The 26,219-nt window shown below is 53.2% G+C and carries 23 protein-coding genes and 5 tRNA genes; 6 read left to right on the forward strand and 22 right to left on the reverse strand.

All coding sequences use genetic code 11. From position 1 onward, the window contains the following. Window positions 1-56 precede the first annotated feature (56 nt). The 19 genes from rpoB to F6R98_RS14995 all read right to left on the reverse strand — a co-directional run bounded on the left by rpoB (window position 57) and on the right by F6R98_RS14995 (window position 15,604). On the reverse strand, window positions 57-4,133 hold the full coding sequence (gene rpoB, locus F6R98_RS14905; RefSeq protein ID WP_153249724.1) for a DNA-directed RNA polymerase subunit beta: 4,077 nt from the start codon (window positions 4,131-4,133) through the stop codon (window positions 57-59). 238 nt (window positions 4,134-4,371) lie between these two features. Further along, window positions 4,372-4,746 (reverse strand): 50S ribosomal protein L7/L12, encoded by a 375-nt coding sequence (rplL, locus tag F6R98_RS14910; RefSeq protein WP_153249725.1) that lies wholly within the window; start codon window positions 4,744-4,746, stop codon window positions 4,372-4,374. 36 nt (window positions 4,747-4,782) lie between these two features. Next, entirely contained in the window at window positions 4,783-5,310 is a 528-nt protein-coding gene (gene rplJ / locus F6R98_RS14915) for a 50S ribosomal protein L10 (RefSeq protein WP_153249726.1), read from the reverse strand. 578 nt (window positions 5,311-5,888) lie between these two features. Then, window positions 5,889-6,584 (reverse strand): 50S ribosomal protein L1, encoded by a 696-nt coding sequence (rplA, locus tag F6R98_RS14920; RefSeq protein WP_153249727.1) that lies wholly within the window; start codon window positions 6,582-6,584, stop codon window positions 5,889-5,891. After that, a complete protein-coding gene (gene rplK / locus F6R98_RS14925) occupies window positions 6,584-7,015 on the reverse strand; it encodes a 50S ribosomal protein L11 (protein WP_153249728.1) in 432 nt (143 codons plus the stop codon). Before rplK ends, rplA begins: the two co-directional genes overlap by 1 nt. A 120-nt stretch (window positions 7,016-7,135) precedes the next feature. Further along, on the reverse strand, window positions 7,136-7,699 hold the full coding sequence (gene nusG, locus F6R98_RS14930; RefSeq protein WP_153249729.1) for a transcription termination/antitermination protein NusG: 564 nt from the start codon (window positions 7,697-7,699) through the stop codon (window positions 7,136-7,138). Between the two features lies 1 nt (window position 7,700). Next, window positions 7,701-8,081, reverse strand: coding sequence for a preprotein translocase subunit SecE (secE, locus tag F6R98_RS14935; RefSeq protein ID WP_153249730.1), 381 nt, complete (start codon window positions 8,079-8,081; stop codon window positions 7,701-7,703). 51 nt (window positions 8,082-8,132) lie between these two features. Continuing rightward, window positions 8,133-8,208: transfer RNA gene (locus F6R98_RS14940), tRNA-Trp, on the reverse strand. Between the two features lie 67 nt (window positions 8,209-8,275). Beyond that, the gene (tuf, locus tag F6R98_RS14945; protein WP_153249731.1) at window positions 8,276-9,466 is read right to left on the reverse strand and encodes an elongation factor Tu; all 1,191 of its coding nucleotides are present in this window, start codon (window positions 9,464-9,466) and stop codon (window positions 8,276-8,278) included. 47 nt (window positions 9,467-9,513) lie between these two features. Beyond that, window positions 9,514-9,589 (reverse strand) — tRNA-Thr (locus F6R98_RS14950). 5 nt (window positions 9,590-9,594) lie between these two features. After that, window positions 9,595-9,668, reverse strand: a tRNA-Gly gene (locus F6R98_RS14955). Window positions 9,669-9,679: 11 nt separating this feature from the next. Next, a tRNA-Tyr gene (locus F6R98_RS14960) sits at window positions 9,680-9,764 on the reverse strand. Window positions 9,765-9,849: 85 nt separating this feature from the next. Further along, window positions 9,850-10,431 (reverse strand): aminoacyl-tRNA hydrolase, encoded by a 582-nt coding sequence (pth, locus tag F6R98_RS14965; protein ID WP_153249732.1) that lies wholly within the window; start codon window positions 10,429-10,431, stop codon window positions 9,850-9,852. A 24-nt stretch (window positions 10,432-10,455) separates the two neighbouring features. Further along, entirely contained in the window at window positions 10,456-11,055 is a 600-nt protein-coding gene (locus F6R98_RS14970; protein WP_153249733.1) for a 50S ribosomal protein L25/general stress protein Ctc, read from the reverse strand. A 48-nt stretch (window positions 11,056-11,103) separates the two neighbouring features. After that, entirely contained in the window at window positions 11,104-12,057 is a 954-nt protein-coding gene (locus F6R98_RS14975; RefSeq protein ID WP_153249734.1) for a ribose-phosphate diphosphokinase, read from the reverse strand. A 67-nt stretch (window positions 12,058-12,124) separates the two neighbouring features. After that, a tRNA-Gln gene (locus F6R98_RS14980) sits at window positions 12,125-12,199 on the reverse strand. A 10-nt stretch (window positions 12,200-12,209) separates the two neighbouring features. After that, window positions 12,210-13,076: a 4-(cytidine 5'-diphospho)-2-C-methyl-D-erythritol kinase gene (gene ispE, locus F6R98_RS14985; protein ID WP_153249735.1), complete on the reverse strand. Its 867-nt coding sequence runs from the start codon at window positions 13,074-13,076 to the stop codon at window positions 12,210-12,212. Between the two features lie 190 nt (window positions 13,077-13,266). Then, complete coding sequence (gene lolB / locus F6R98_RS14990) at window positions 13,267-13,860, reverse strand: lipoprotein insertase outer membrane protein LolB (protein ID WP_153249736.1); 594 nt, start codon at window positions 13,858-13,860, stop codon at window positions 13,267-13,269. Between the two features lie 10 nt (window positions 13,861-13,870). Continuing rightward, entirely contained in the window at window positions 13,871-15,604 is a 1,734-nt protein-coding gene (locus tag F6R98_RS14995; RefSeq protein WP_194269962.1) for a tetratricopeptide repeat protein, read from the reverse strand. A gap of 255 nt (window positions 15,605-15,859) precedes the next feature. Between F6R98_RS14995 and hemA the strand changes: the two genes are divergently transcribed. The 3 genes from hemA (at window position 15,860) to prmC (ending at window position 19,259) form a co-directional block, all read left to right on the forward strand. Continuing rightward, a complete protein-coding gene (hemA, locus tag F6R98_RS15000) occupies window positions 15,860-17,128 on the forward strand; it encodes a glutamyl-tRNA reductase (RefSeq protein ID WP_153249738.1) in 1,269 nt (422 codons plus the stop codon). Beyond that, a complete protein-coding gene (gene prfA / locus F6R98_RS15005; RefSeq protein WP_153249739.1) occupies window positions 17,125-18,207 on the forward strand; it encodes a peptide chain release factor 1 in 1,083 nt (360 codons plus the stop codon). The genes hemA and prfA overlap by 4 nt, the downstream gene beginning before the upstream one ends. Before the next feature lie 209 nt (window positions 18,208-18,416). Beyond that, the gene (prmC, locus tag F6R98_RS15010) at window positions 18,417-19,259 is read left to right on the forward strand and encodes a peptide chain release factor N(5)-glutamine methyltransferase (RefSeq protein WP_153249740.1); all 843 of its coding nucleotides are present in this window, start codon (window positions 18,417-18,419) and stop codon (window positions 19,257-19,259) included. 88 nt (window positions 19,260-19,347) lie between these two features. On the opposite strand, the gene F6R98_RS15015 is transcribed toward prmC, so the two are convergent. Both F6R98_RS15015 and F6R98_RS15020 read right to left on the reverse strand, forming a co-directional pair. Beyond that, entirely contained in the window at window positions 19,348-20,568 is a 1,221-nt protein-coding gene (locus F6R98_RS15015) for an HD-GYP domain-containing protein (protein WP_153249741.1), read from the reverse strand. A gap of 177 nt (window positions 20,569-20,745) precedes the next feature. Beyond that, entirely contained in the window at window positions 20,746-21,267 is a 522-nt protein-coding gene (locus tag F6R98_RS15020) for a bacteriohemerythrin (protein WP_194269963.1), read from the reverse strand. Window positions 21,268-21,898: 631 nt separating this feature from the next. Between F6R98_RS15020 and F6R98_RS15025 the strand changes: the two genes are divergently transcribed. The 3 genes from F6R98_RS15025 (at window position 21,899) to serC (ending at window position 24,906) form a co-directional block, all read left to right on the forward strand. Continuing rightward, the gene (locus F6R98_RS15025) at window positions 21,899-22,819 is read left to right on the forward strand and encodes an alpha/beta fold hydrolase (protein ID WP_153249743.1); all 921 of its coding nucleotides are present in this window, start codon (window positions 21,899-21,901) and stop codon (window positions 22,817-22,819) included. Window positions 22,820-23,178: 359 nt separating this feature from the next. Further along, on the forward strand, window positions 23,179-23,589 hold the full coding sequence (locus F6R98_RS15030; protein ID WP_194269964.1) for a diguanylate cyclase domain-containing protein: 411 nt from the start codon (window positions 23,179-23,181) through the stop codon (window positions 23,587-23,589). A 234-nt stretch (window positions 23,590-23,823) separates the two neighbouring features. Then, window positions 23,824-24,906 (forward strand): 3-phosphoserine/phosphohydroxythreonine transaminase, encoded by a 1,083-nt coding sequence (gene serC, locus F6R98_RS15035; protein WP_153249745.1) that lies wholly within the window; start codon window positions 23,824-23,826, stop codon window positions 24,904-24,906. A 17-nt stretch (window positions 24,907-24,923) separates the two neighbouring features. Here serC and F6R98_RS15040 read toward each other — a convergent pair whose 3' ends face one another. Further along, complete coding sequence (locus F6R98_RS15040; protein WP_194269965.1) at window positions 24,924-25,997, reverse strand: putative bifunctional diguanylate cyclase/phosphodiesterase; 1,074 nt, start codon at window positions 25,995-25,997, stop codon at window positions 24,924-24,926. Window positions 25,998-26,219 lie beyond the last annotated feature (222 nt).

Below are 26,219 nucleotides of genomic sequence, written 5' to 3' on the forward strand. Positions count from 1 at the left end.
CAACGCCCCGGTCCACAGGGAAACCGGGGTACCTGGGACATATCGCAACAAGCCGGCTAGTCCTGTTCCAACTCGATGTTGATAGCCAGAGAACGAATTTCCTTGATCAGTACGTTAAAGGACTCCGGCATCGCAGCCTCCATCCGATGATCGCCATCGACTATGTTTTTATACATTTTGGTTCTACCGTTCACATCGTCGGATTTGACGGTCAGCATTTCCTGCAGGGTATAAGCAGCGCCGTAGGCTTCCAACGCCCACACTTCCATTTCCCCGAAGCGCTGGCCTCCGAACTGCGCTTTGCCGCCCAAAGGCTGCTGGGTTACCAGACTGTAGGGCCCGGTTGAACGCGCATGCATCTTATCGTCAACCAGATGATTCAGTTTGAGCATGTACATGTAGCCGACGGTAATATCGCGCTCGAAGAAATCCCCTGTACGCCCGTCGTAGAGACGGGTTTGACCGCTTTCGGGCAGGTCGGCCAGACGCAGCATGGTTTTAATGTCTTCTTCCGTTGCACCGTCGAAAACCGGGGTCGCCAACGGCACGCCTTTGCGCAGATTAAAGGACAATTCGACAATTTCCTCATCCGTAAATTCATCGAGGTTTTCGACCCGTCCACTACGATTATAGATTGTGTCGAGAAAATCGCGGAGCTCCTGAACCTTGGCCTTGGCTTCAAGCATCTTCCCAAGCTTCAGGCCCAGTCCTTTAGCCGCCCAGCCCAAATGTGTTTCAAGCACCTGACCGACATTCATACGCGATGGAACGCCCAGCGGGTTGAGCACGATATCGACCGGTGTCCCGTCTGCCGTATAAGGCATATCCTCGACCGGAACAATGCGGGAAACAACACCCTTGTTGCCGTGCCGGCCCGCCATTTTGTCCCCCGGCTGAATTCTGCGTTTAACGGCCAGATAGACCTTGACCATCTTGAGCACGCCTGGCGCGAGATCGTCACCCATGGTAATTTTCTTTCGCTTTTCCTCCAGGCGCTGATTAATCTCTTCGCGCTGCTGTTCCAGCTGTGCCGCCGCCGCTTCGATATTGAGATTGACCTCTTCGTCCTTGACGCGAATCTGCAGCCACTGCGCCGGTTTCAAACCATCAAGGTAGTTTTTTTCGATAACCGTACCTGACTTCAAACCGCCGGGACCGCTTTGTGATATCTTGCCGAGCAAGATTTGTTCAATACGCTCAAAAATATCCTTTTCGATAATACGCAGCTGATCGGCCAGATCCTTCTTGACATGCTCAATCTGGGTTTCTTCTATCTGCTGTGCGCGCGCGTCCTTTTTGACGCCGTCGCGCGTGAATATCTGCACGTCTATGACGGTTCCGTCCATCCCTGACGGAACGCGCAACGAGGTATCCTTCACGTCCGAAGCCTTTTCGCCGAAAATCGCGCGCAGCAGCTTTTCTTCAGGCGTCAACTGGGTTTCGCCCTTCGGCGTAACCTTGCCGACCAGAATATCGCCGGCCTTGACCTCGGCACCGATATGCACAATACCCGATTCGTCCAGCTTGGCAAGAGCCGCCTCGCCGACATTGGGTATGTCCGCAGTGATTTCCTCAGGCCCCAGTTTGGTATCGCGCGCTACACAGGACTTTTCCTCGATATGTATCGTGGTAAAGCGATCATCCTGCACCACACGCTCGGAGATCAGGATGGAATCTTCGAAGTTGTAGCCGTTCCACGGCATGAAGGCAACCAGCAGATTCTGCCCCAACGCCAGTTCGCCCATATCGGTCGAAGGCCCGTCCGCAAGGATATCGCCTTTGGCAACCTTGTCGCCCGGTTTAACCAGCGGGCGCTGATTGATGCAGGTATTCTGGTTCGAGCGGGTGTATTTAACCAGATTATAGATATCAACGCCTTGAACACCAGCTTCTGTTTCTTCGTTATTAACGCGCACGACAATGCGACTGGCATCGACCGACTCGATAAAACCACCGCGCAATGCAACAACGGCCACGCCGGAATCCTTTGCCACGATACGTTCCATACCGGTGCCGACCAGCGGTTTTTCCGCACGCAAGGTCGGCACGGCCTGACGCTGCATGTTCGATCCCATCAATGCGCGGTTCGCGTCATCGTGTTCGAGGAACGGCACCAGCGAAGCCGCCACTGAGACTATCTGTTTGGACGATACGTCCATGTAATTGATTTTATCCGGCGTGGACAGGGTAAATTCATCGCGATAACGGCTGGAAACCAGATCGTCCTTCAGACGGCCGTTTTCATCCATGGAGGCGCTGGCCTGCGCGATGTAATACTTGCCTTCCTCGATAGCCGACAGGTACTCAATTTCAGTCGTAACAAACCCATCCACCACTTTCCGGTACGGCGTCTCCAGGAAACCGTATTCATTGGTGCGCGCGTAGACAGCCAGCGAATTGATCAATCCGATATTCGGACCTTCGGGCGTTTCGATCGGACATACGCGTCCGTAGTGCGTGGTATGCACGTCGCGCACTTCGAAGCCGGCGCGCTCACGGGCAAGACCACCCGGCCCGAGCGCCGATACGCGGCGTTTGTGGGTAATCTCGGAAAGCGGATTGCTTTGATCCATGAACTGCGAGAGCTGGCTGGAGCCGAAAAACTCTTTGATCGAAGCCGCTACCGGTTTGGCATTGATGATTTCCTGCGGCATCAGCCCTTCGGAGTCGGCCAGAGACAGACGCTCCTTAACCGCGCGCTCAACGCGCACCAGGCCCAGCCGGAACTGGTTTTCGACCATTTCACCCACCGAGCGTACCCGGCGATTACCCAGATGATCGATATCGTCGACCTGTCCGTTACCGTTACGGATGTTGATCAGCTCCTTCAGCACGTCGATAATGTCTTCCTTGGACAACACCCCGGACCCCTCGATTTCGACGCGTCCCAAACGACGGTTGAACTTCATGCGTCCAACCGCGGACAGATCGTAACGCTCCGAGGTAAAAAACAGGTTCTCAAACAATGCCTGAGCCGCTTCCCGCGTTGGCGGTTCGCCCGGACGCATCATGCGATAGATTTCAACCAGCGCGTCAAGCTGATTTTCCGTAGTATCGATGCGCATTGCATGCGACATATAAGGTCCACGATCGAGGTCATTGACATACAAAACGTCAACGCTTTTCACGCCCGCCGCCAGAATACGGCTGACCATATCTTCTGTAACCTCGTCGTTCACCTTGCCGAGCAACTCGCCGGAAGCGGTGTCGATCAGATTGTGCGACAAAATGCGGCCGGCCAGATAGTCTCGCGGAACTTCGATCTTGTTCAGGCCCGCCTTTTCCATCTGCCGGATATGGCGAGCTGTGATACGTTGACCTTTCTCAACCACAACCTTGTCGCCGACGCTAAGATCGAAGCTGGCGATATCGCCGCGCAAACGCTCGGGAACAAGATTCAGGAATATACTCCCGCCTTCGAAACTGAATTGATTGGTATCGAAGAACTCTTCGATAATCTGCTCGTTTTCATAGCCAAGCGCACGCAATAAAACGGTTGCAGGCAGCTTACGACGGCGATCGATACGCACGTAAACGCAATCCTTGTGATCGAACTCAAAGTCCAGCCATGAACCACGGTAGGGGATGATGCGGGCGTTAAACAGCAGCTTGCCCGATGAATGGGTTTTTCCCCGATCATGATCGAAGAAAACCCCCGGCGAGCGATGCAACTGGGAAACGATGACGCGCTCGGTTCCGTTGATCACAAAAGTTCCGGTATCCGTCATCAACGGGATTTCTCCCATGTAGACTTCCTGCTCGCGAATATCTTTAACCACTTTCGCGCTGGCAGGCGACTCCTTGTCGTAAATGACCAAACGAACCAGAACGCGCAGCGGTGCAGCATAAGTCGCTCCGCGCTGCTGGCACTCCTTTACATCGAAGGCCGGTTCGCCAAGACGGTAACTGACATATTCGAGCACGGCATGCCCGGTATGGCTTGCGATCGGAAAAACGGAAGTAAGCGCGGCGTGCAAGCCATAGTCCACTCTGCCGACATGCCTGGTATCCGCTTGCAAAAACCGTTTATAGGAATCAACCTGGGTAGCCAAAAGATAGGGTACTTCGAGAACGTCCTGACGCTTGCCAAAACTTTTACGAATTCGCTTTTTCTCAGTGAAAGAATATGCCATTTTTGGTTCCTTACCCACTAAATTTGCCTGAACTGGATACTGCGGAGTATTTGCGACACATCCCGGCCCGCAATTAAAGCCGTTGTCGCGTAGCCTGGACATCCTAAGGATGCTGGAGCTTTATATTCTGATTGATGCAGACCCCCGACCGTATGCATCGTAAGTGTAACGCCAAAAGGCCGGCAGCAGCAGCTACCGGCCAATGGGTCTATCTACTAAGTACTTGGTTTTACCCAACTTACTTGATGTCAACAGCTGCGCCAGCCTCTTCCAACTTCTTCTTCAGCGCGTCCGCGTCGGCCTTGCTGATTGCTTCCTTGACGGTAGAAGGCACGCCCTCTACAAGGTCTTTCGCCTCTTTGAGGCCCAGCCCGGTTACTTCGCGCACAACCTTGATCACGTTAACCTTGTTGGCGCCAAAGCTGGTCAATACCACGTCAAACTCGGTCTTTTCTTCCGCGGCAGGTGCAGCGGCCGCGGCCGGAGCCGCAACAGCAACGGCGGCTGCAGCGGAAACACCAAACTTTTCTTCCATCGCTGAAATCAGATCAACGACTTCCAGCACTGTCATATTGGAAATTGCTTCCAGTATATCGTCTTTTGAAATAGCCATTATTAACTCCAAAATTCTAAATCAACCAAGCAGGCTTTATGCCGCTTGTTTCTGGTCTCGTATTGCTGCAATCGTTCTTGTCAGTTTCGCGTGCGGTTCGGCAAGCGTCCTTACAAATTTTTCGATTGGTGCCTTCATAGTACCCATCAATATCGCAATTGCTTCATCTCTTGTCGGCAGTTTCGACAGCCTTTCGAGTTCGGATGCGCCGTACTGTTTACCGCCAACCGCAACAAGCTTGGTTACCAGCTTGTCGTGAGTTTTGGCAAATGCGCCGATAACGCGCGCGGCGGAACCCGGATCTTCCAGAGAAAAAGCCAGCAATAGCGGTCCGACCAAACCATCCTGCATGCAGGCGAACTCGGTCCCTTCGACAGCCTTGCGCGCCAAGGTGTTCTTGACAACGCGAAGATACACGCCGGATGCGCGTGCGGTCTTCCGAAGCTCGGTGAGCTCCGAGACTGTCAAACCACGATACTCCGCAGCAACTGCGGAATGGGCTTGAGCGGCAATAGCAGCAACTTCAGCGACGACAGCTTTCTTGTCATCTATTCGCAATGCCACAGTCACCTCCATCTTACAAAATTCTGAATGTTTTTATTCACTCAGAGCCAATCTCCGGAATCGTCCAGAGCACTAACGGCTCCTTCGCCACTAACAGGGCTAGGGTATACCGTCTGCGCGGGCATGATTAAGCACCTTGTTACGGATGCGCCTGCGGTCTTTGACGGTCGACGGCAACAAGCCGGCGACCCAAAGTTTTTAAATCGCTCCCCTTATCATCTCACCAGTGTTGTTGGCTTCGGGAACCCTATCCCCTTCGGTAGAGAGTAGTCTCCGGGAAAAGCGCATTCGGTTTATTAAAACCTTATCGTAACTATTCCGTAACTGCCGTTGAGCCGTAACCGAAACACTCGGTATGAGGCAAGCCCGTCGGGACAAGCGCGGAAGCGTATCGGGCGGCATTAACCACGCTGCGATTCCGCCCTGGAAGCCCTCTCCATCCATCCGAACCTTAGCAGGTCTCGCCTCTCTTCATTTCCAGCTGGCCCGCTTGATAGTTACGTTTTATCTTGTTACAGCAGCGGTTGAGCCTTCCCTCCTATCCTACCGGAGGGAGGGCAAACTCGGGCTAGAGCCAATTAAACAGCCAACCCACTGTGATCGACCGAAATGCCGGGACCCATGGTTGAGGAAACCGTTACTTTTTTCAGATAAATACCTTTGGAGGTACTCGGCTTCAACTTTTTAAGGTCGACCAATAACGCTTCGAGGTTTTCTTTCAGCGCGGCTTCGTCAAAGCTGACTTTACCGATCGTGCAATGGATAATGCCTTTCTTATCAGTTCTGTAGCGCACCTGCCCTGCTTTGGCATTTTTCACTGCCGAAGCAACATCGGGCGTCACTGTACCGACTTTCGGATTGGGCATCAAACCGCGTGGACCAAGGATCTGGCCGAGCTGTCCTACCACGCGCATCGCGTCCGGCGCAGCGACAACGACATCGAAATCCATCTGTCCGGCTTTGATTTGCGCCGCCAGATCATCCATACCGACGATATCGGCACCTGCGGCTGTCGCCGCATCGGCTGCCGGCCCCTGAGCGAAAACCGCAACCCGCACGGTTTTCCCGGTACCACGCGGCAGAACGGTGGCACCGCGTACCGCCTGATCGGACTTTCTGGGATCAACACCCAGATTTACCGCCACATCGACCGACTCGACAAACTTTATTTTCGACAGCGACTTCAATAGAGACAAGGCTTCGGTCACCTCGTAAACCTTACCGGCCTCGACTTTTTCACTGATTTCCTTAAGTCTTTTCGTTACTTTGGCCATTACACACCCTCCACTTCCAATCCCATGCTACGCGCGCTACCCGCTATGGTGCGAATTGCCGCATCCAGGTTCGCAGCAGTAAGATCAGGTTCTTTTGCCTTGGCAATTTCCGCCAGCTGATCGCGCGTTACCTTGCCTACCTTGTTGGTATTGGGATTGCTGCTGCCGCTTTTAAGTCCTGCCGCCTTTTTCAGCAGTATGGAAGCCGGTGGTGTTTTTGTAATAAAAGTGAAGCTTTTGTCGCTGTATACTGTAATCACGACAGGCAGAGGCAGACCCTTTTCCACATTCTGTGTTTGCGCGTTGAACGCTTTACAGAACTCCATGATGTTCACCCCGCGCTGGCCTAATGCCGGTCCGACCGGTGGACTCGGATTTGCCTCGCCCGCCTTCACCTGCAACTTGATATATGCAGTTATCTTTTTTGCCATTTCAACTCCCGTGGGTTTAGCGCCTGAGCAATCAGGCTCCCCTTATTCAACCATGTAATAAAATCGAAAATCTCTTTATTTGCGACAGACAATAGTCACCCGCAGCAGGAAGGCAAAACCTTATCCCTTCTCCACCTGACCGAAATCCAGCTCGACAGGCGTTGCACGCCCGAATATAAGCACGGATATACGCAGTTTGCTTTTTTCGTAGGCGACCTCTTCGACTACGCCGTTAAAGTCCTTGAACGGCCCATCGACAACACGGACAACTTCTCCCGCTTCGAACAGCACCTTGGGCCGCGGTCGGCTGGTGCCGGTTTCGACTCGATTCAATATCGTATCGGCTTCCACATCCGTAATGCTGCGAGGATGATCCGTAGTACCGCCGATAAAGCCGAGCACTCTGGGAATATCCCTGAGGAAATGCAGCATTTTTCTATGTTCTTCCAACTGTTCAGCTGGTTTCGGAATCTCTTCCATCTGCACCAGAACATAGCCTGGAAAGAATTTTCTTTCGCTTTTGCGTTGTTGGCCGTTACGCATTTCCACAACTTCTTCGGTAGGCACAAGCACTTTGCCGAAATAGTCTTCCATACCGTCCCTGACTATCCTTTCCTCAAGTGTTTTCTTTACCTGATTTTCAAAATTCGAAAACGCCTGAATAACGTACCAACGTAACCCCATTTCAAACCCTCTGTCCGGTCAACAGACCGACACCCCAAAACAACACCATATCCAGCAACCAAAGGATAAGCCCGACGACAAAAACCAGCGCCACCACAACCAGGGTCGATTGCATCGTTTCCTGGCGCGTGGGCCAGATAACTTTCCTTACTTCCTGGCGCGATTCCTTAAGGTAGGATGCTGTAAGCCTGCCTATGGCGGTAGTCAGCACTATACCTACCGATACGCCACCGATAACCAGAATACCGAGTACTCTATAAAGCGTCGGATAAGCTGAGAAATAGTAAAATCCTGCAATCCCTGCCACAAGCAAACTGATGGAAAGTATCAGTTTTAAAGTATCGATTACCGACGACTTACCCGGTTGTTGTTGATCTGACATCGACGCACTCTGCGGCTATTGACGAGACTATTCAGTCTTGCGAGGTGAAAATGGCAGGCCAGGAGGGGCTCGAACCCCCAACCGCCGGTTTTGGAGACCGGAACTCTACCAATTGAGCTACTGACCTATACCTGCACGCGAGTCCCGGCACTGCATACACAGCGCCGTTCAACTCCGTTAATACTTACACTTTTTTACTCGAGAATCTTGGAGACCACGCCGGCGCCGACAGTGCGCCCACCTTCGCGTATCGCGAAACGCAAACCATCCTCCATTGCGATAGGCGCTATCAACTTCACATTGATCTTTATATTGTCTCCCGGCATAACCATTTCCACACCCTCAGGAAGGCTGACCGCACCGGTTACGTCCGTGGTACGGAAATAGAACTGCGGGCGGTAGTTACTGAAAAACGGAGTATGGCGGCCGCCTTCATCCTTCGACAATACATAGATTTCCGCTTCGAAATGGGCGTGCGGTTTGATCGTACCCGGTTTCGCCAGCACCTGACCACGCTCCACATCCTCGCGCTTGGTGCCACGCAGCAATACGCCTACGTTATCTCCAGCCAGACCTTCATCAAGCAATTTACGGAACATTTCGACGCCGGTGCATGTGGTTTTTACCGTTGCCTTAAGACCGACTATCTCTACTTCCTCGCCTACCTTGACCTTGCCGCGCTCAACGCGGCCGGTGACCACGGTGCCGCGACCTGAGATAGAGAACACATCTTCGATTGGCATCAGGAATGGCTTATCGATCGGACGCTCGGGCAACGGAATATAGCTATCCATCGCTTCAACCAATTTGATAACAGCCGGCACGCCGATGTCGCTTTGATCGCCTTCCAGCGCCTTCAGCGCTGACCCGATGATAATAGGTGTATCATCGCCCGGAAAGTCGTACTTGCTAAGCAGTTCGCGCACCTCCATTTCAACCAGCTCGATCAACTCGGCGTCGTCGACCATATCAGCCTTGTTCAGGAAGACCACGATATAGGGAACACCCACCTGACGAGCAAGGAGAATATGCTCGCGAGTCTGCGGCATAGGGCCGTCGGCAGCCGAGCAAACCAGAATCGCGCCATCCATCTGCGCCGCACCGGTAATCATGTTCTTTACATAGTCAGCATGACCCGGACAGTCCACATGAGCGTAATGACGTTGTGTCGATTCGTACTCAACATGCGCGGTTGCAATGGTAATGCCGCGAGCCCGCTCTTCAGGAGCCGCGTCGATCTGATCGTAAGCCTTGAACTCGCCACCGTGCAGCCCGGCCATTACCTTGGTCAGCGCTGCCGTCAGCGTAGTCTTGCCGTGATCGACGTGACCGATCGTTCCTACGTTTACATGCGGCTTGGTACGCGAAAACTTCTCTTTTGACATCCGCCATTCCTCTCAAAATAACTGAATGAAACTTCATTTATAAAATATGGAGCCCATAACCGGACTTGAACCGGTGACCTCTTCCTTACCAAGGAAGTGCTCTACCGACTGAGCTATATGGGCGCAACTGGAGCGGGTGATGGGAATCGAACCCACGCCATCAGCTTGGAAGGCTGAGGTTCTACCGTTGAACTACACCCGCATTCTAAATCATGGTGGAGGGGGAAGGATTCGAACCTTCGAAGGCAGAGCCGTCAGATTTACAGTCTGATCCCTTTGACCGCTCGGGAACCCCTCCTTAAAATCAGTCCTTCATTATCTACCAGATAATTTACTCAGTCAAGCTTTTTACAGCACAAAATAGACATTATCCTGACCACCCCCTAAGCGACCGTGTGCATTTCACTTATTACCCGATCCAGCTTACCGGTGACAAGATCCGGAAATAAGCCGAACGCACGCACAACAGCACTTTCCAGCAAAACCGAGTCTCCCGGACCGGGAGGCGTCAGCACATAGCCAGCGACGGCTGTGCGCTCCCGAGGGTGGCCAATACCGATTCTCAGCCGCCAAAAATCTGCCGACCCGAGGCTGGCGATAATATCGCGCAGACCATTGTGTCCGCCATGCCCTCCGCCGCGCTTCAGCCTGAGCGTGCCGGGCGCGAAATCCAGCTCATCGTGCACAACCAGTATCTGCTCACAATCTATCCGGTAGAAACGTGACAGCGCAGCAACCGCGCCACCACTACGATTCATGAATTGCATGGGCTTCAATAGATAGACCGCTTCGCCCTGCACATCAATGCGCGCAACCGCACCCCGAGTCCGCGCATCGGCAGAAAACGATGCGCCTGTGCGCGCAGCTATTTCATCCAGAACCCAAAACCCGGCATTATGCCGGGTTCGAGCATATTGCGGCGTCGGATTACCGAGACCGGCAATTAATCTGAAATTACAGGACACACCTGTACTAAAATCAAATTCGCTTTACTCGGCAGCGTCGGAAGTGCGCGGCGCATGAATGGCGGCCACCAGTTGGTCATGATCTGCGCCGTGCTGCAACTCGGGAACTTCCACACCTGGCGGCAGCTTCAAACCGGAAAGATGAATCGCGTCGCCTATATCCAGATCAGCCAAATCAACCGCGATAAACTCGGGCAGATGCTGAGGCAGACACTCAACCTCAACCTCCGCCATGCCATGCGCCACCACACCGCCACTGCGCTTGACACCCACGGCGATATCCTGATTGATAAAGTGCAATGGAACATGAACGCGCAGCTTATCCTTTTCGCTTACGCGCAAAAAATCCATATGCATGATAATCGGACGACTCGGATGCCGCTCCAGCGCTTTAAGAATAACGCGCTCCTGTTTGCCGTCAAACTTCAGACTCAGTATATGCGAGTACACCGCGTCGTTGCCAAGACGCTTCACCACCTGATTATGACTCAGGTTCAACTTAAGCGGATCGGCACCGCCGCCATAAACAATTGCCGGCACCTTGCCTGTCCGCCGCGTACGGCGCGCATCACCCTTACCGGATCCTGTTCTCAATTCCGCATCAAACTCAAAACTGCCTACCATCTTTATTCTCCAAATACTCTAAGCAGGTTAACAAAACAAAAGCACTATCTAATCAACGTACAATGAACTTACCGACTCGCCCACGGCAATACGCCGTATAGTTTCGGCCAGCATCTCCGCCGCGCTCAAAACGCGTATGCGTTCGCACGCCGCAGCGTCGGGGCGTAATGGGATGGTATCGGTCACGACCAGCTCATCCAGCACCGAAGATTTTATATTTTGAAGAGCAGATCCGGACAGCACGGCATGCGTACAATAGGCAACCACCTTTATCGCACCATGCTCCTTTAATGCCAAAGCCGCTTTACACAGCGTACCCGCGGTATCAACAATATCGTCCACCATGACACAGGTACGCCCACGAACGTCGCCAATAATATTCATTACCTTGGATTCATTGGCGCGCGGGCGGCGCTTATCGATAATTGCCAGATCGGCATCATCAAGACGCTTCGCCAGTGCTCTCGCCCTGACAACGCCACCCACATCAGGCGAAACCACCATCAAATTCTGGTATTGCTGACGCCAGACATCCCCCAACAGAATGGGGGACGCATAGACGTTATCGACCGGCACATCAAAAAACCCCTGAATCTGATCCGCATGCAAATCCACAGTCAACACGCGATCCGCACCTGCACTGGTTATCAGTTTCGCTACCAGCTTCGCGGAAATAGGCACGCGAGCCGAACGCGTGCGGCGATCCTGGCGCGAATAACCGTAGTAAGGAATCACCGCCGTAATCAGCGAGGCCGACGAACGCCGGAAAGCGTCTATCATGATCAGCAACTCGACCAGATTCTCGTTGATGGGCGCGCAGGTCGGCTGAACTATAAAAACCTCCCTCCCGCGTACATTTTCTTCGATTTCAACGGCAATCTCGCCATCGCTGAAGCGACCAACGCTGGCCATTCCCAAACGCATATTGAGTTTATGAACGATGCCCTCGGCCAAGGCAAGGTTGGCGTTTCCCGAAAACACCATGAAGGACGAATCTATCATGCAATCACTCTCTTGGAGGCTCTATCGCGGACGAATAATTGCCGGTACTTTCAATTAAACATAAATATGGCTGGGGTGCCAGGATTCGAACCTGGGTATGCGGGGATCAAAACCCCGTGCCTTACCGCTTGGCGACACCCCAAAAAAAGATTTCAACCGGGTTCTATACCCAGCCTGTTATGCAACGGCGAAATATTGCTGCCCTTCGCCACAAAAACCTGCCACTCGCCCGCTGCAAGCTGCTCAGCCGCATGCCGTGCGTCGTGTTCATACTCCAGCACCGCAAAAACGCAAGCTCCGGTACCCGTCAACCGCGAACCGCCGCAAACCAGCTCCAGGTTGAAAAGCGCCTCCTTCACCAGCGGATAGCGTTCCGTCACCACAGGCAGACAATGATTTTCTTCATTGCCCCTCAAAAATTCGACCATTGTGATCGGTTTATTATCCCGTGTCAATCCGGGTGCGCCAAATATCGCGCCGGTAGCAACCTGACAATGAGGCGCAAGCACTACATACCAAGGTTCGGGCAAATCGGGCAAGGCCGTCAAATGTTCGCCCACACCCTCACCCCAGGCCGAAAAACCCCGAACAAACACCGGTACGTCGGCGCCAAGATTCAAACCAAGCGCGGCAATTTCGTCAAGACCGAAGTGCAGCCGCCACAGCTGGTTAAGCCCCAGCAATACGGTGGCGGCATCCGAACTCCCCCCGCCGACGCCGCCGCCCATGGGCAGATTTTTTTCCAGATCGATATCAACTCCCAGCAACGGGTTACCGCATGCATCGCGCAAAGCCCTGGCTGCCCGGACTGCCAAATCGGAATCTTCCGGCACGCCCGGCAGCGGATTGACACGCCGAATCACGCCGTCCTGACGCGGAGTCAGGGTAATCCAGTCGCATAAGTCGATAAACTGGAACACGGTCTGCAGTAGATGATAACCGTCCGGCCTGCGCCCGACGATACGCAGCATTAAATTGAGCTTTGCCGGAGCCGGCAAGCGCAGAGAAGAATCATTCATGTATCAACCTAAAACAAAAGCAAGCATTCAGCGTGAGCTTATAAAGCGAACCGATGAAGTCGTTAGCGAGGCAAGCCGGACGAGATTTGCCAGAGCAAGCTCTCTGCTCCCACTACGGGGACGCAGAAGATCCCGCCTGTTTTACCGCGCCTCCTCATTCAGCGATCATACTGAATACTTATAATAAACATTATTTTCCAACCGCCCAGCTATCGACCACCAGCTTCAGCCTGGCATGCTCATTGTTCGCCACCGTCCTGGCCGGCAGTGAAAAACCGTCAGCCTGATAAGCGCCACTGTAACTCAAGGTCCAACCCTGCTGTACAAACCCTTCTCCGGTCGTCACGGCAGATTCCTGTTGCTGCGCCGGAACGCCCAGCAGCCAGTAACGCAAAGAACGTAGCGGCACAGGAAAACCGACGCGTTCACGCAAGGCGGAGTCCGGATCGCGTGAAATCTCGGTTTTACCGTTACCTTCATTGATATAGATCAGATCGTCCTGCAGAACGACCGACACCGCCCCCTGACTGAATGGACCGGAAATACGCACGCGATCCTGAGCATGATCGTGCTCCCAATGTAAATTGGCGTTCCACCCATCCTGCCCGCTCTGCACCGCTACGCGCCCCTCCAAAGTCCACACCTCGACTGCGCAAACCCGGCAATCCGCCGTTACAGGCGGCACGGGCTTTTCGCCTACCATGACCGGAAAGCGGATCGCGCAGGCGCCGACCAGGCACAGCGCCAATAGCAGCCAACTCCGCAGCGCAAGAAGCACCGTCATATTCACGCGCCTATCTACCATTGAATGCTTCGGGATAGCGCAACATAACCGACTTGACCGCTTCATGACGGGGCGCTTTTTTCAACACCAGAGCCCATACTTTCTGAGCTTCCCGGCGCTGCCCGGATTCCCATAACGCCTCACCCAGGTGCGCGCCGATTTCAGGGTCGGACATCAGCGCAAAAGCCTGCCGCAAATGGGTAACAGCCTCGCTGTAACTGCCCATACGATAATTAACCCATCCCAGACTATCGAGGATAGCCGGATCGCCGGGCCTGATTTCATTTGCGCGTTCGATCAGCGCCTTTGCCTCGTTCAGACGCTCGGGAAAACGATCAGCCAAGGTAAACCCCAGCGCATTCAGCGCATTCGCATCGTCCGGACTCTTTTCCAGAACCGCGCGCAAATCGGCCTCCACCACTTCCAGCCGGTCCAATTGCTCCGCAACCAGTGCGCGCGCATACATCAGCTGAGGTTGTCCCGGATTGGCCTCCAACGCCTGAGTAAGAACATCAAATGCGCCGTTCACATCGGCACTACCGGCCAATAATTCCGCCTCAAGCAAATAGAGACGCAAGGACTCGGACGGAAATTCTTTGCGCAAACGTATCAATCGTTGCCGGGCTTCCTGCGCATCCCCCAGCTTCATAACCGCCGTCACCGCACTGACACGCGCTTCGAAAAGCTTGGAGCCGCTTTCGACGCGATCAAACCAATCAAGGGCGCCCTGCAGCCTGTTTTGGCGCGCATCCGCCAAGCCCAGATAAAAAAAGGCCTGATCCTTCCACTGAGCTGACTTGACCAGCGGAAGCAAGCTCTGTCGCGCCTTGCCCAGTGCACCGGACTCCAGCCAGATCAAGGCGCGCGTAAATAACGCGTCCTCATCGCCCGGATTTTTCGCCAGAATCCGCGTCAGCTCTTTCTCGGCCTCCTTCAAATCGCCCTTTCTGGCCAAAAACTGCGCATAAAACAAGTGTAATCGCAAATTGCCCGGGTCAGCCTTCAGCGCCTTGGTCAGCGCGCTGCCCGCTGCTGCCTCATTCCCCATCTGCGCCATGACCTGAGCCTGCAGCAGGCGCGCCCGTCCCCAGTCGGGATGCAACTGTAAAGTTCTTTCGATCTCGTTCAGCGCGACATCCAGCTTACCCTTGCTGCCGGCCAGCGCGGCATAGGCGAGATGCACCTCCGCACTGTCAGGGAACTGCTGCGACAATCCAGACATCAACGCAAATGCCTGCTCCTGCGGCACTTCCGCATCCAGCAGCTTGATCAAGTCGAACAAGGTGCTATCGAGGTTGACCTCGGACATGGACAGCAAAGCGGCCAATTGCTCGCGCGCCGCATCCATATGCCCGGCTTTCAACTCAAGCAGGACAGACAAGCGCCGTGCGTCGGGGCTGCCGGGATCGCGGCTGCGCCATAATGCGACGGCTTGCTGCAATTTGCCGTTATCCTTGACAAACAACGCTACCTGAACCGCGCGCGCCGCGATGCGGGGATCGTGACTTAATTCAGCGGCCTTGAGATAGTTATCGAGCGCAACCGCTGGCTGACCCCGCTGGCCGGCCATTTCCGCCGACAACAGTAGATAGACAAGCTGAGCGTCCCTGGCCTCCCCTTCATTCGCAGCCTTGCTCTCGATAGTCATCGTCTGCTCGAAATCCGATGGCCGCAAAGCGTCCTGACTCATACAGGCCAGCAATCCAGCTCCACTCAGACAAATCAATCCCGCTATGCGTTTCATCACGGATATCACGGATACTGCGCCTCTCAAATAAATTGAAAAAATAATATAGCCTGATACTGAACACGCCGCCCCGTCCAGGATCAAGGCGAACATGAAGCGCGCGCTCCCGCCTTTAGCTGGCGAAGAACAGCATATTGGGGCGTCTTTTCAGATGCATCACAAGCAGTCAGTCTCACAATAGAGTATGATTCGCACTATGCACATCCGGCCTTGTTACGGGATTATAGCCCGAATCAAAACAGAAATATCTTCATGACCATTCTGGCCCTCGGCTTGAACCACAACAGCGCGCCTGTTTCCGTGCGCGAAAGACTCGTTTTTTCCGGCGAACGGGTGGGCGACGCACTGCGAGCGCTGATTGAAATCCCAGAGGTTAGCGAGGCGGCAATTCTTTCCACCTGCAACAGAACCGAAATTTATTGCGGCGCCGAAATTTCCAGCTACGACCCTTTGATCGACTGGCTGGCGGAAGAACAGCATCTGCGGCAAACCGATCTGCGCCCCTACCTGTACGCGCATTCCGACAGAGCCAGTATACGCCATATGTTTCGCGTTGCCTGCGGGCTGGATTCCATGATCCTCGGCGAGCCGCAAATTTTGGGTCAAATGAAAACGGCTTATCAGCATGCAACAGAAGCCGGAACCCTGGGTACGGTACTGGGAAAACTGTTCCAGCATACCTTTTCTGCTGCTAAAAAGGTAAGAACCGACACCGCCATCGGTTCAAGCGCGGTGTCGGTCGCTTTTGCCGCCGTGCGTCTGGCGCGCCGCATTTTCGAAAACCTGGGCGAACAAACCGCAATCCTGATCGGCGCGGGGGAAACCATAGAACTCACCGCCCGCCATCTGCATGAACACGGCATCGGAGAAATCATCGTCGCCAACCGCACCTACGAGCGGGCACATACGCTGGCCGCGCAATTCGAAGGTTTTGCGATCTCATTGCACGAGCTGCCCGAGCATCTGGCAAAAGCCGATATCATCGTCACATCCACCGCCAGTCAACTGCCGATACTGGGCAAGGGCAGCGTGGAAAGCGCGATCAAGATACGCAAACACAAACCCATCTTCATGGTGGATCTGGCCGTTCCGCGCGACATCGAACCGGAAGTGGCGCAACTCCAGGACGTTTACCTGTATACGGTGGACGATCTGCGCGAAACCATAGAAGAAAATCTGCGTTCGCGCCAGGAAGCCGCCAAACAGGCGGAAGAAATTATCGACACCGAAGTCGAGCATTTTTTGGCCTGGATCAGAGCCCAGAGCGTTACCTCAACGCTCAAGGACTTGCGCAACCACGCCGGACAAATCCGCGAGCAAGCGCTGGAAGCCGCTCTGCGCACGCTCAAAAACGGCAGACCGCCGGAAGACGCCCTGCAGTTTCTGGCTCACGCATTAACCAACAAACTGACTCATCTCCCGTGCATACAAATCAAGCAGGCGGGCGTGGACGAACGCCATGAACTGATCAGCGCCGCACGCGAACTGTTCCAACTAAAAGACAGCACCGAAGAAACGTGAAACCGTCCATACAACGCAAACTCGACAACCTGACCGAACGCTTTGAAGAAATCACCGTACTGCTGGCGGAACCCGAGGTACAAAACGATCAGAACCGTTTCCGGGCATTAAGCAGGGAATACGCCCAGCTCGACCCGGTGATCGCCTGCTTTCGCCGTTACCAGGCAGCCGAAGCGGCGATAAGTTACGCCGAGACCCTGCTGAAAGACCCCGACCTCGAAGTACGCGCTATGGCGCGTGACGAGCAAAGCGAAGCTCAAAAACAGCAGGAAGCGCTTACCCTGGAACTCCAGTTGCTGCTGCTCCCCAAGGACCCGAACGACGAGCGCAACATCTTCCTCGAAGTCCGGGCCGGAACCGGCGGCGCTGAGGCTGCGCTGTTTGCCGGCGACCTGTGCCGCATGTATACGCGCTATACCGAAAACTGCGGCTGGAAAGCCGAAATCGTCAGCGAAAGCGAAGGAGAGCTCGGCGGCTACAAGGAGGTCGTGCTGCGCATCAGCGGTCAGGACGTGTATTCGCGCCTCAAATTCGAGGCCGGCACCCATCGCGTGCAGCGCGTGCCGGAAACCGAAGCGCAAGGACGCATACACACCTCCGCCTGCACCGTCGCGATACTGCCCGAAGTCGAGGAAATCGACATCGACATCAACCCCACCGATCTGCGCGTCGACACTTATCGCGCCTCGGGCGCTGGCGGTCAGCACGTCAACCGTACCGAATCGGCGATACGATTGACGCATTTGCCTACCGGCATTGTCGTGGAATGCCAGGACGAGCGCTCCCAGCACAAAAACCGCGCGCGCGCGATGTCGCTGCTGAAATCGCGCATACTCGACGCCGAACAGCAAAAACAGGACGCCGAAGTCGCGGCCGAACGCAAGCTGCAGGTAGGCAGTGGCGACCGCTCCGAACGCATACGCACCTACAACTTCCCGCAAGGCCGGTTGACCGATCACCGTATCAACCTGACGCTGTACAAACTGGACAGCATCATGACCGGCGATCTCGACCCGGTCATCGAGCCGTTGATACACGAGCATCAGGCCGACCTGCTGGCGCAATTGGGCGACGAATAACCGCACAAAAGTCAGTTTATTTCCCGCCAGCTGAAGGCGCAGGCTTTGCTTTTCGCCCTCTCCCGCCGGGTATGCGTATTTACACTGCCTTGCAACCAACTGTTTTATTATCCGCTCTCTCCCAAGGAGGGGCCTGGGGTGAAGCAAGTTCCCTGCAAGATTCTCTGGCTTCACTCACTACGCAGCAAAGAATACCAAAGCGCAACCGCATGATTAAAACCCTGCTCAACTCCGCAGCACAACTACTCACCACCAGCAGCGACAGCCCGCGCCTGGACGCGGAAGTGTTGTTAAGCCATGTTACCGGCAAAAACCGCACCTGGTTCATGACCTGGCCAGATGCCGAACTCGACGCACCCATAATCGCCCGTTTCCACGAACTGCTGGCACAGCGCCGCACCGGCACCCCCATCGCCTATCTGACCGGGAGGCGCGAATTCTGGTCGCGCGATTTTCTGGTAACCGCAGCCACGCTGATTCCGCGCCCCGAAACCGAACTACTGGTCGAAATGGCCTTGCAACTCGCCACGGCCTGTCCTATCCGTCCGCTACGCATCGCCGACCTTGGAACCGGAAGCGGCGCGATCGCCGTCACCCTGGCGCTGGAACTACCCGATGCGCAAGTCTACGCCGTCGATAACTGCCCGGACGCGCTTGCCGTCGCACGACACAACGCCGAGCGACTGGGTGCGCGCAACCTTGCATTCCTGCAAGGAAACTGGCTGCAACCGCTTAAAGAGCAAACGCCGTTGGACATCGTCGTCAGCAACCCGCCCTACATCGCTGCCGCCGACAGACATCTCAATCATGGCGATGTCCGTTTCGAACCGCAGAAGGCTCTGGTTTCAGGTGCGGATGGCCTGGATGCCATACGTCAGATCATCAGAGACACGCCCGGCAGTATGAACCACGCAGGCTGGCTGTTGCTGGAACATGGTTATAAGCAAGGCCCAGACGTTCAAGCATTACTGGCAAAAGCCAATTTTATGGACGTTTCAGGATATAAGGATTTATCCGGCCATGTCAGAATAAGTGCAGGGAAAAAACGGTAGCGAACTCCGGTCCGTGTGACAGCAATTATTCAGCGGTTTCCCGACCGCCTCCCGGCACAAATACCCAGCACCTGTAGCAAATATGACATTAATTAAGCGTTTCGATAACGGTTTGTAAATTGAATCCCCATTTATCTGGAGCTTCGATCGATTCTATACTGTCGCGCAACTTATCGAGATTAAGTATTTCGGGAGTAATAAACATTTTGCTCGTTACGGAAAAGAAAGCTTTCACTATCGGCGTGATCAGGCTTTTTTCCGTTTGTTCAATGACAACAGCCATGCGGCCGGATTTTAATTTGACCAAGGTGCCGACAGGATAAATTCCCACGGTCTTGACGAATGCATGAAACACTTGTAGGTCGAAGTTTCCGCACTGCCAGGAAGCCATTTTACGAATAGCTTCGGCAGGCTCCCATGCATTCTTATAGCAACGGGCGGAGGTTATGGCGTCATAAACGTCGCAAACCGCGGCCATGCGGGCCGCCAGCGTCAAGGCCTCCCCTTGTCGCCTGCCGGGATATCCCGCGCCATCAATTCTTTCATGATGGTGCAAGGCTACGTCCAATATCACGTCGTGAAAATCGGGTAATTTCTTTAGGATTTTCCAGCCCAGCGTAGGGTGCTTCTTAATGATGGCAAACTCTTCATCCGTCAGTTTGCCGGGTTTATTCAGCACGGCTGCCGGAATCATCGCCTTGCCTATATCGTGGAATAATCCGGCCATACCCAAAAGCTGCAACTGTTCTCCTTCTATGCCCAATTGCTTTCCCAGAGCTATCATCAATGCGCAAACTGCTACAGAATGCATATAGGTGTAATCGTTTTTGTTTTTCAGCCGTACCAGACTTAACAGCGCATTCGAATTACGCGTAATGGACCGATTGACTTCATCCACCACCGTCATGGCGCCGTCGACCTGAAGCGCTTTCCCCATGCGCGCTTCGTGAAACATGGTGACCACCTGTTTCCTGGCATTGGCGAGTATTTTACGCGCACTGTCCAGTTCTTCGTTCAGGTTTACGCACCTCCCGGATTGATGGGTAACCACCATCGCATCATGCAGTACACTGCTTATTTTCCGATTTTCGTCTTCCTGGGTTAACACTTCGTTGCATGATTCGGCGCCGAGGCCCTTGGACGGATCTATCCACACATATTTTATGCCGCAGTTTTTTAGCTTTTTTAAGTCATCGGACGAATTTATAGCGGAAGGCCCACTCCAGAAAGGGTAATCCATCCAATTGGCGCATATATCATGAATGAACATTCCAACTTTAACATCGGAAACATGAACTTGTATTTTCATATTACCGTAAACCCCCAATAAAGTTAATTACGTTAACCCCGCCGAAACCGCTCAGAATTTTAATTTCTGTTTCGAGCACTGCGGCATCTCTTACCCAAGGAAACATTTTTATGCAAAAACAAGTAAACTTATCAAGCCTTAACAACAACATCCAATAATTCTGGACTTTCCCTGCCTTCAATGCACGGATTGCATGCGTACAACACCAACCGGACACGTCAAGCGTGCCTGGGCATTAATATGCCTTCCCAGTATTTTATCCGACACCATTAGGTGTTGATATAGCCAATCATCGACCAACAGCATAGCCTCCGTTGCTATATCGGCACGCTCAGTGTAAAACCTGTTCTGCAAATCAACAGCCTTTTCAATAAACCTTCCATGTTCATCTAAATGAGCTGACGAATAGATAAATCCATGCTGCATCATAAGACCTTCTTCGGTCGTAAAATTGAAAGCGATGGATTTGATTATCCGCCCTAAAACCCTGGCTACAATGTCTGCGCCACCCCTTCGTATACAATCGTGCAGTTCATTTATCAGTTGCACTACCTTTTCATGCTGTTCATCAACTTCCGTTAATCCCACGGAAAGAAACTCGCTCCAGGCAATAAAAGGCATACCCCCATCAACATGCGAATAAGAGTCCACTAATACTCCAGAAGAGCCCCGATTAAGTGCATACTTATCAACGTTCATGATGCCAATACCTCTAATACACATATTCGCCAAGTTTACGAGGAGGACTTGAAAACTTCTTCTCCAACCACCCAAAACCAGGATTGACGCTCAGTTTCCATTAAAAACAATAAATTATCAATTGGACAATCGCTTAAAAATAATAGGAAAACATTTACAAAATAATAGGAAATTCCCTACGGAACCTCTGATTTATTCCGGCAGTATCATTACCCATTTTATGGATAATATTTGCGCGATATATATTAAAAACTCGGTTTCATTGCCGTGCGTCCTAATGAGCAGGTACAATCCTGAACAGGGGATGAGATGGCGTTTTCCGTTTTTTGAATGTGCAGCGGAATGGAGGCTTGCCTGTAGAATAGCCATTTATCCGCGTAGCGTACCCGCGCAAATCGCGGAGCGAATGCCTAACCCCTCTCCCGCCGGGAAGAGCGCGGAGTTTTGCAAAGCTTGCTTCACGCCGCCTAGCCTAGCCGGACTGTGCTCCAGTCCGTATGGCACGGGAGCGGACTGGGTGAGGGAAACCGGGCATGACGCAAGGCAAGCGCCTGCATGCCAGGGGACGCCCCTTGCGCCATGACCGGTTAGCCTTTTCATAGTGAGACATATACAATCCAGCCTGAATAAAATGAAGAAACTCATATCCCTGACTTTATTAGCCCTGTTGTGCTCAACTCTCTCGTTCAACGCCGCCGCTTTGCCTGAAGGCGCAAAGAGTGAATTCACGCATGTGAACGGCATGCGTATGCATTATGTAAAGATGGGACAGGGGCCGTTGCTCATTCTTCTTCATGGCTGGCCGCAGACCTGGTACGAGTGGAATAACACTATTCCTGTGCTTGCCGGTAAATTTACAGTTGTTGCTCCGGATTTACGCGGTTTAGGGCTTTCAGAAAAAACTCGAACGGGATATGACAAACAGACCATCGCCAACGACATTGCAGAGTTGATTAAGCGGAATGGAGCAGGTTCGGCATTCGTCGTGGGCCACGATATGGGAGGGAAAGTGGCGTATGTGCTAAGTCTGTTACATCCCGAACTGGTAACAAAACTTATCCTGGTGGATTGCATGCCTCCTGGAAGTGAGAACATGGACGCTGCAAAGGGCGGAATGTGGCACTATGGATTTCATATGGCCGCGGATTTCCCGGAAATGCTGACTAAAAATCGAGAGCGGGAATATATTTCAGCGCAGATGAGGAAGTGGGCGCATCATAAAGATGCAATCACTCCACGCGCAATCGACGAGTATGCTAAGCACTATGCCAGTCCGGGAGGAATGACTGCCGGGTTTAATTACTACCGCGCATTGCCGGAAGATGCAAGGTTTGTTTCGACCTATGTAGACAAAAAATTCACCATGCCAATTCTTACTATTGCAGGGCGATACGGGGTTTCGGATAAGCTTTTTAAAGCAATGCGGCCAAAGGCGGATAACCTCAAGGGAGTCATTGCTGAAGATAGCGGCCATTTTGTGCCGGAAGAAGCATCGACATTTTTAGTAGAGCAGATAATGAATTTCCTTACACCTGCGCTCGAACCTGACTGAGCGTTGTTGCAACGGACTACGCTCCGCATCCGAACTTCGAGGTTATGGTATGCGCATCATGCCGAACACATTAAATCTATGTCCGAGGTCATCGAATCCAAGAATGGAAGGCAAAGTAAATCATCTCATGGCGTAACCGAGGCTATCCGGGCATTGGAGCGGTGAAATAGGGAGTCGCACAAACACAGGGTGGGATAGAAATCGATAGCTGACATTGTCACCCATCAAAAACGATCAGGGCGAGGTCAGCAACTAGCTAGGCCTTTTTGCAAACATCGCCGATTTGATCCAGCAACTGAACAATTTACAGCATAGCGCCCAATATGATCCGTTAACAGGGTTCCCCAATCAGATGTTGCTTGCCGACCGGGAAAAAATTGCCATCTGCCGCGCTTTATTATCTCGATCCCGATGGGTTCAAGCAGGTGAATGACCGCATGGGGCATGATGCCTGCGATTATTTGTTGCGCGAAATCACGCAACGCCTGCTGAAAGTGGTTCGCGGCAACGATACCGTCGCGCGTTCGGGCGGAAACGAGTTTGTTATTCTGTTTAGCGGACTCAAAGAACCGGAGGATAACACCGAGGAGTTGCGCCGCCTTTTGAAGGCTATTGAAACTCCGGTTCCAACCCGGCGAGAACTTGCAAATGCCGCCATTCATATCGTCTCTCCTCACAGTGGTTGGCATTGCCGGAAAATCATAAAAAAAGGCGGCGGGATTCCTGTCAGCCCGTCCAACTATGCAGGTGTCAACATGCTGCCGGATTAACTTCAATTATTGCACCGTTAGGCAGGGTTATGATTTTAAAGGATGTAGCTTCGTACTGAGAAAATAGCTGCGCGTCACGCATCTTCATTGCGAATTAATGGCTTGTCAATCAGCAGTTATTGAGAAATCCGTCTGACAATTGCCGGAAAGAGCAATCAAAGAAAATCTTCTTGTAATGATATAATCAGCGGCTTATATGTTTTGATCGCTCAATGTGTATAGGGAACGTAATAAATGACAAAAATCTACAATTTCGGCGCAGGACCTTCCATGTTGCCTGGCACCGTGCTGCAAAGGGCGCAGGAAGAGCTTCTCGACTGGCATGGCGCCGGTATTTCCGTTTTGGAAATGGGTCATAGAAGCCAGGTTTATACCGCCATCGCCGAAAAGGCCGAAGCCGATTTCCGCGAACTGCTGGATGTGCCTGCCGACTACAGGATATTGTTCTTACAGGGCGGCGCAACCGGGCAATTTTCCGCCGTTCCATTGAATTTGATGGGAGATAAGGCAAAAACCGCCTATTTGTTAACCGGCGTCTGGTCTGAAAAGGCGGCTGCGGAAGCGTTACGTTACGGCGAGGTTCATGTGGTCGCAACCGGGCGCGCCGAAAGCTACACGAAGATTCCTCAGCCGGAGCAATGGCTGCTCGATTCGAATGCGGCCTATGTGCACTACACCGCCAACGAAACCATAGGGGGCGTTGAATTCCAGCAGATCCCCGATGTCGGTGCATTGACGCTGGTATCGGATATGTCCTCGAATATTTTATCGCGACCAGTGGATGTCAGCCGTTTCGGACTCATTTATGCAGGCGCACAGAAAAATATCGGCCCAGCCGGTATTACCGTTGTGATAGTGCGCGAGGATTTGCTGGGCCGTGCAAATTCGATAACGCCTTCCGTTTTCGATTACACCAAGCAGGCGAATAATGCATCCATGTTGAACACGCCGCCTACCTATAACTGGTATATGCTGGGACTGGTGCTGGAGTGGCTGAAGGAACAGGGCGGCATCGCGGCGCTGGAACAAAAGAATATACGCAAAAGCGCAAAGCTGTACGCGGCCATTGACCGGTCGTCACTGTACAGCAATCCGATAGGCCTCGCTTGCCGCTCGCGCATGAACGTGCCTTTCCGTATCGCCGATACGGAGCTGGAGGAGCGGTTTCTGAAGGATTCCGTACGCGAAGGTCTTATTAACCTGGAAGGACATCGTTCCGTCGGCGATTTTCGCGCCAGTATCTACAACGCGATGCCGGAAGAAGGCGTCGATGTATTGATAGAGTTCATGCGCGAATTCGAGCGGCGCTATGGATAAATGCCGGCATGATCGCCCTACGAGTTTTTAATATCGAATTTTTTCCATGAGTCAAAAGGCTGCCATGTTTTGCACCATGGAGGCACTTCATCGGCCGGCATCGGCCTGGCGATGCAGTAGCCTTGCGCATAAGTACCGCCCATCGCCAGAAACGCAAGGCCGTGCGCTTCGGTTTCCAGGCCTTCGGCTACGACTCTGTGCCCAAAAGCCTTGCTGATGCCGATTACGCCTTCGACGATGGAAAAATCGTGAGGATCTTCCAGCATGTCGCGCACGAAGCTTTGGTCGATCTTGATGGAGCTGACCGGCAGATGGCGTAAATGGCTGAGCGACGAATAGCCGGTACCGAAATCGTCCAGCGCAAACTGCACGCCGAGGGCGTTGCTGCATAGCCAGACGATATTCTTGGCCGCCTGCAGATTGTCCATCGCACTGCTTTCCAGAATTTCCAGTTCCAGCCAGCGCGATTGAATATCCGGGAATTTTGCCAGCGTCTGGCCCAGCTGATTGATGAAGGTGTTACGGTGCAGCAGGCGCGGCGAGATGTTAACCCCCATATTGATATCCAACCCCTCGTTTCGCCACTGGTGCAATTGCTGCAGCGCTTCCTCAATGACCCAGCTGCCGACGATATATTCCTGCTCGCTGCCTTCCAGCAGCGGTAAAAACTCCATGGGCTGCAGCAGGCCGCGCTCGGGGTGCTGCCAGCGTATCAGCGCCTCCATACCTACGATGGCGCCGGTATTGATATTGACCTGGGGCTGGTAGTACAGGCGCAGTTCATGCCGGGTAACGGCATCCTCTATCGAATCCAGCAGCTCGCGACGACTTTGCAATTGTTGATCCTGATCGGTATCGAAAAACAAATAACGGTTGCGTCCACTTTGTTTGGCCTGATACATGGCGTGATCGGCATGGCGTAACAAGGTCTCGTTATCGGCGCTATCCACCGGATAAATGGTAATGCCGCTGCTGGCGGCGATGATGGCCTGCTCGCTGTTGATCGAATAAGGCTGCGCCAGGCTCTTGTGTATGCGGGAGAGTATGTTTTCGCAATGCAGTTTCGAATGAATATTTGTAACGACCCGCAATCGAAAACACATGAACCCGCAATCAGCGCATCGGCAAACCCAGATTAAGTGAGAATGAAAATAGCGCTCGACCCACATTATTTGAGAATGAGCCCGCAATCAACCGCACCGACCTGCAATCAACCGCGACCAACCCACATTATTTGAGAATGACCGCTGCACCCAAAAACGGCAGGCGGCGCTCAAATTCCTCCCTGACGCCAGTCAAGAAAACGAGGGTTT

Source organism: Candidatus Methylospira mobilis (assembly GCF_009498235.1).
GTDB lineage: Bacteria > Pseudomonadota > Gammaproteobacteria > Methylococcales > Methylococcaceae > Methylospira > Methylospira mobilis.

What these genes read in the sequence shown, in the direction of transcription:
- rpoB (WP_153249724.1), bottom strand. Translation starts at nt 4,133, where the DNA reads ATGGCATATTCTTTCACTGAGAAAAAGCGAATTCGTAAAAGTTTTGGC.
- rplL (WP_153249725.1), bottom strand. Translation starts at nt 4,746, where the DNA reads ATGGCTATTTCAAAAGACGATATACTGGAAGCAATTTCCAATATGACA.
- rplA (WP_153249727.1), bottom strand. Translation starts at nt 6,584, where the DNA reads ATGGCCAAAGTAACGAAAAGACTTAAGGAAATCAGTGAAAAAGTCGAG.
- rplK (WP_153249728.1), bottom strand. Translation starts at nt 7,015, where the DNA reads ATGGCAAAAAAGATAACTGCATATATCAAGTTGCAGGTGAAGGCGGGC.
- nusG (WP_153249729.1), bottom strand. Translation starts at nt 7,699, where the DNA reads ATGGGGTTACGTTGGTACGTTATTCAGGCGTTTTCGAATTTTGAAAAT.
- secE (WP_153249730.1), bottom strand. Translation starts at nt 8,081, where the DNA reads ATGTCAGATCAACAACAACCGGGTAAGTCGTCGGTAATCGATACTTTA.
- tuf (WP_153249731.1), bottom strand. Translation starts at nt 9,466, where the DNA reads ATGTCAAAAGAGAAGTTTTCGCGTACCAAGCCGCATGTAAACGTAGGA.
- F6R98_RS14970 (WP_153249733.1), bottom strand. Translation starts at nt 11,055, where the DNA reads ATGGTAGGCAGTTTTGAGTTTGATGCGGAATTGAGAACAGGATCCGGT.
- F6R98_RS14975 (WP_153249734.1), bottom strand. Translation starts at nt 12,057, where the DNA reads ATGATAGATTCGTCCTTCATGGTGTTTTCGGGAAACGCCAACCTTGCC.
- ispE (WP_153249735.1), bottom strand. Translation starts at nt 13,076, where the DNA reads ATGAATGATTCTTCTCTGCGCTTGCCGGCTCCGGCAAAGCTCAATTTA.
- lolB (WP_153249736.1), bottom strand. Translation starts at nt 13,860, where the DNA reads ATGACGGTGCTTCTTGCGCTGCGGAGTTGGCTGCTATTGGCGCTGTGC.
- F6R98_RS14995 (WP_194269962.1), bottom strand. Translation starts at nt 15,604, where the DNA reads ATGAAACGCATAGCGGGATTGATTTGTCTGAGTGGAGCTGGATTGCTG.
- hemA (WP_153249738.1), top strand. Translation starts at nt 15,860, where the DNA reads ATGACCATTCTGGCCCTCGGCTTGAACCACAACAGCGCGCCTGTTTCC.
- prmC (WP_153249740.1), top strand. Translation starts at nt 18,417, where the DNA reads ATGATTAAAACCCTGCTCAACTCCGCAGCACAACTACTCACCACCAGC.
- F6R98_RS15015 (WP_153249741.1), bottom strand. Translation starts at nt 20,568, where the DNA reads ATGAAAATACAAGTTCATGTTTCCGATGTTAAAGTTGGAATGTTCATT.
- F6R98_RS15020 (WP_194269963.1), bottom strand. Translation starts at nt 21,267, where the DNA reads ATGAACGTTGATAAGTATGCACTTAATCGGGGCTCTTCTGGAGTATTA.
- F6R98_RS15025 (WP_153249743.1), top strand. Translation starts at nt 21,899, where the DNA reads ATGAAGAAACTCATATCCCTGACTTTATTAGCCCTGTTGTGCTCAACT.
- serC (WP_153249745.1), top strand. Translation starts at nt 23,824, where the DNA reads ATGACAAAAATCTACAATTTCGGCGCAGGACCTTCCATGTTGCCTGGC.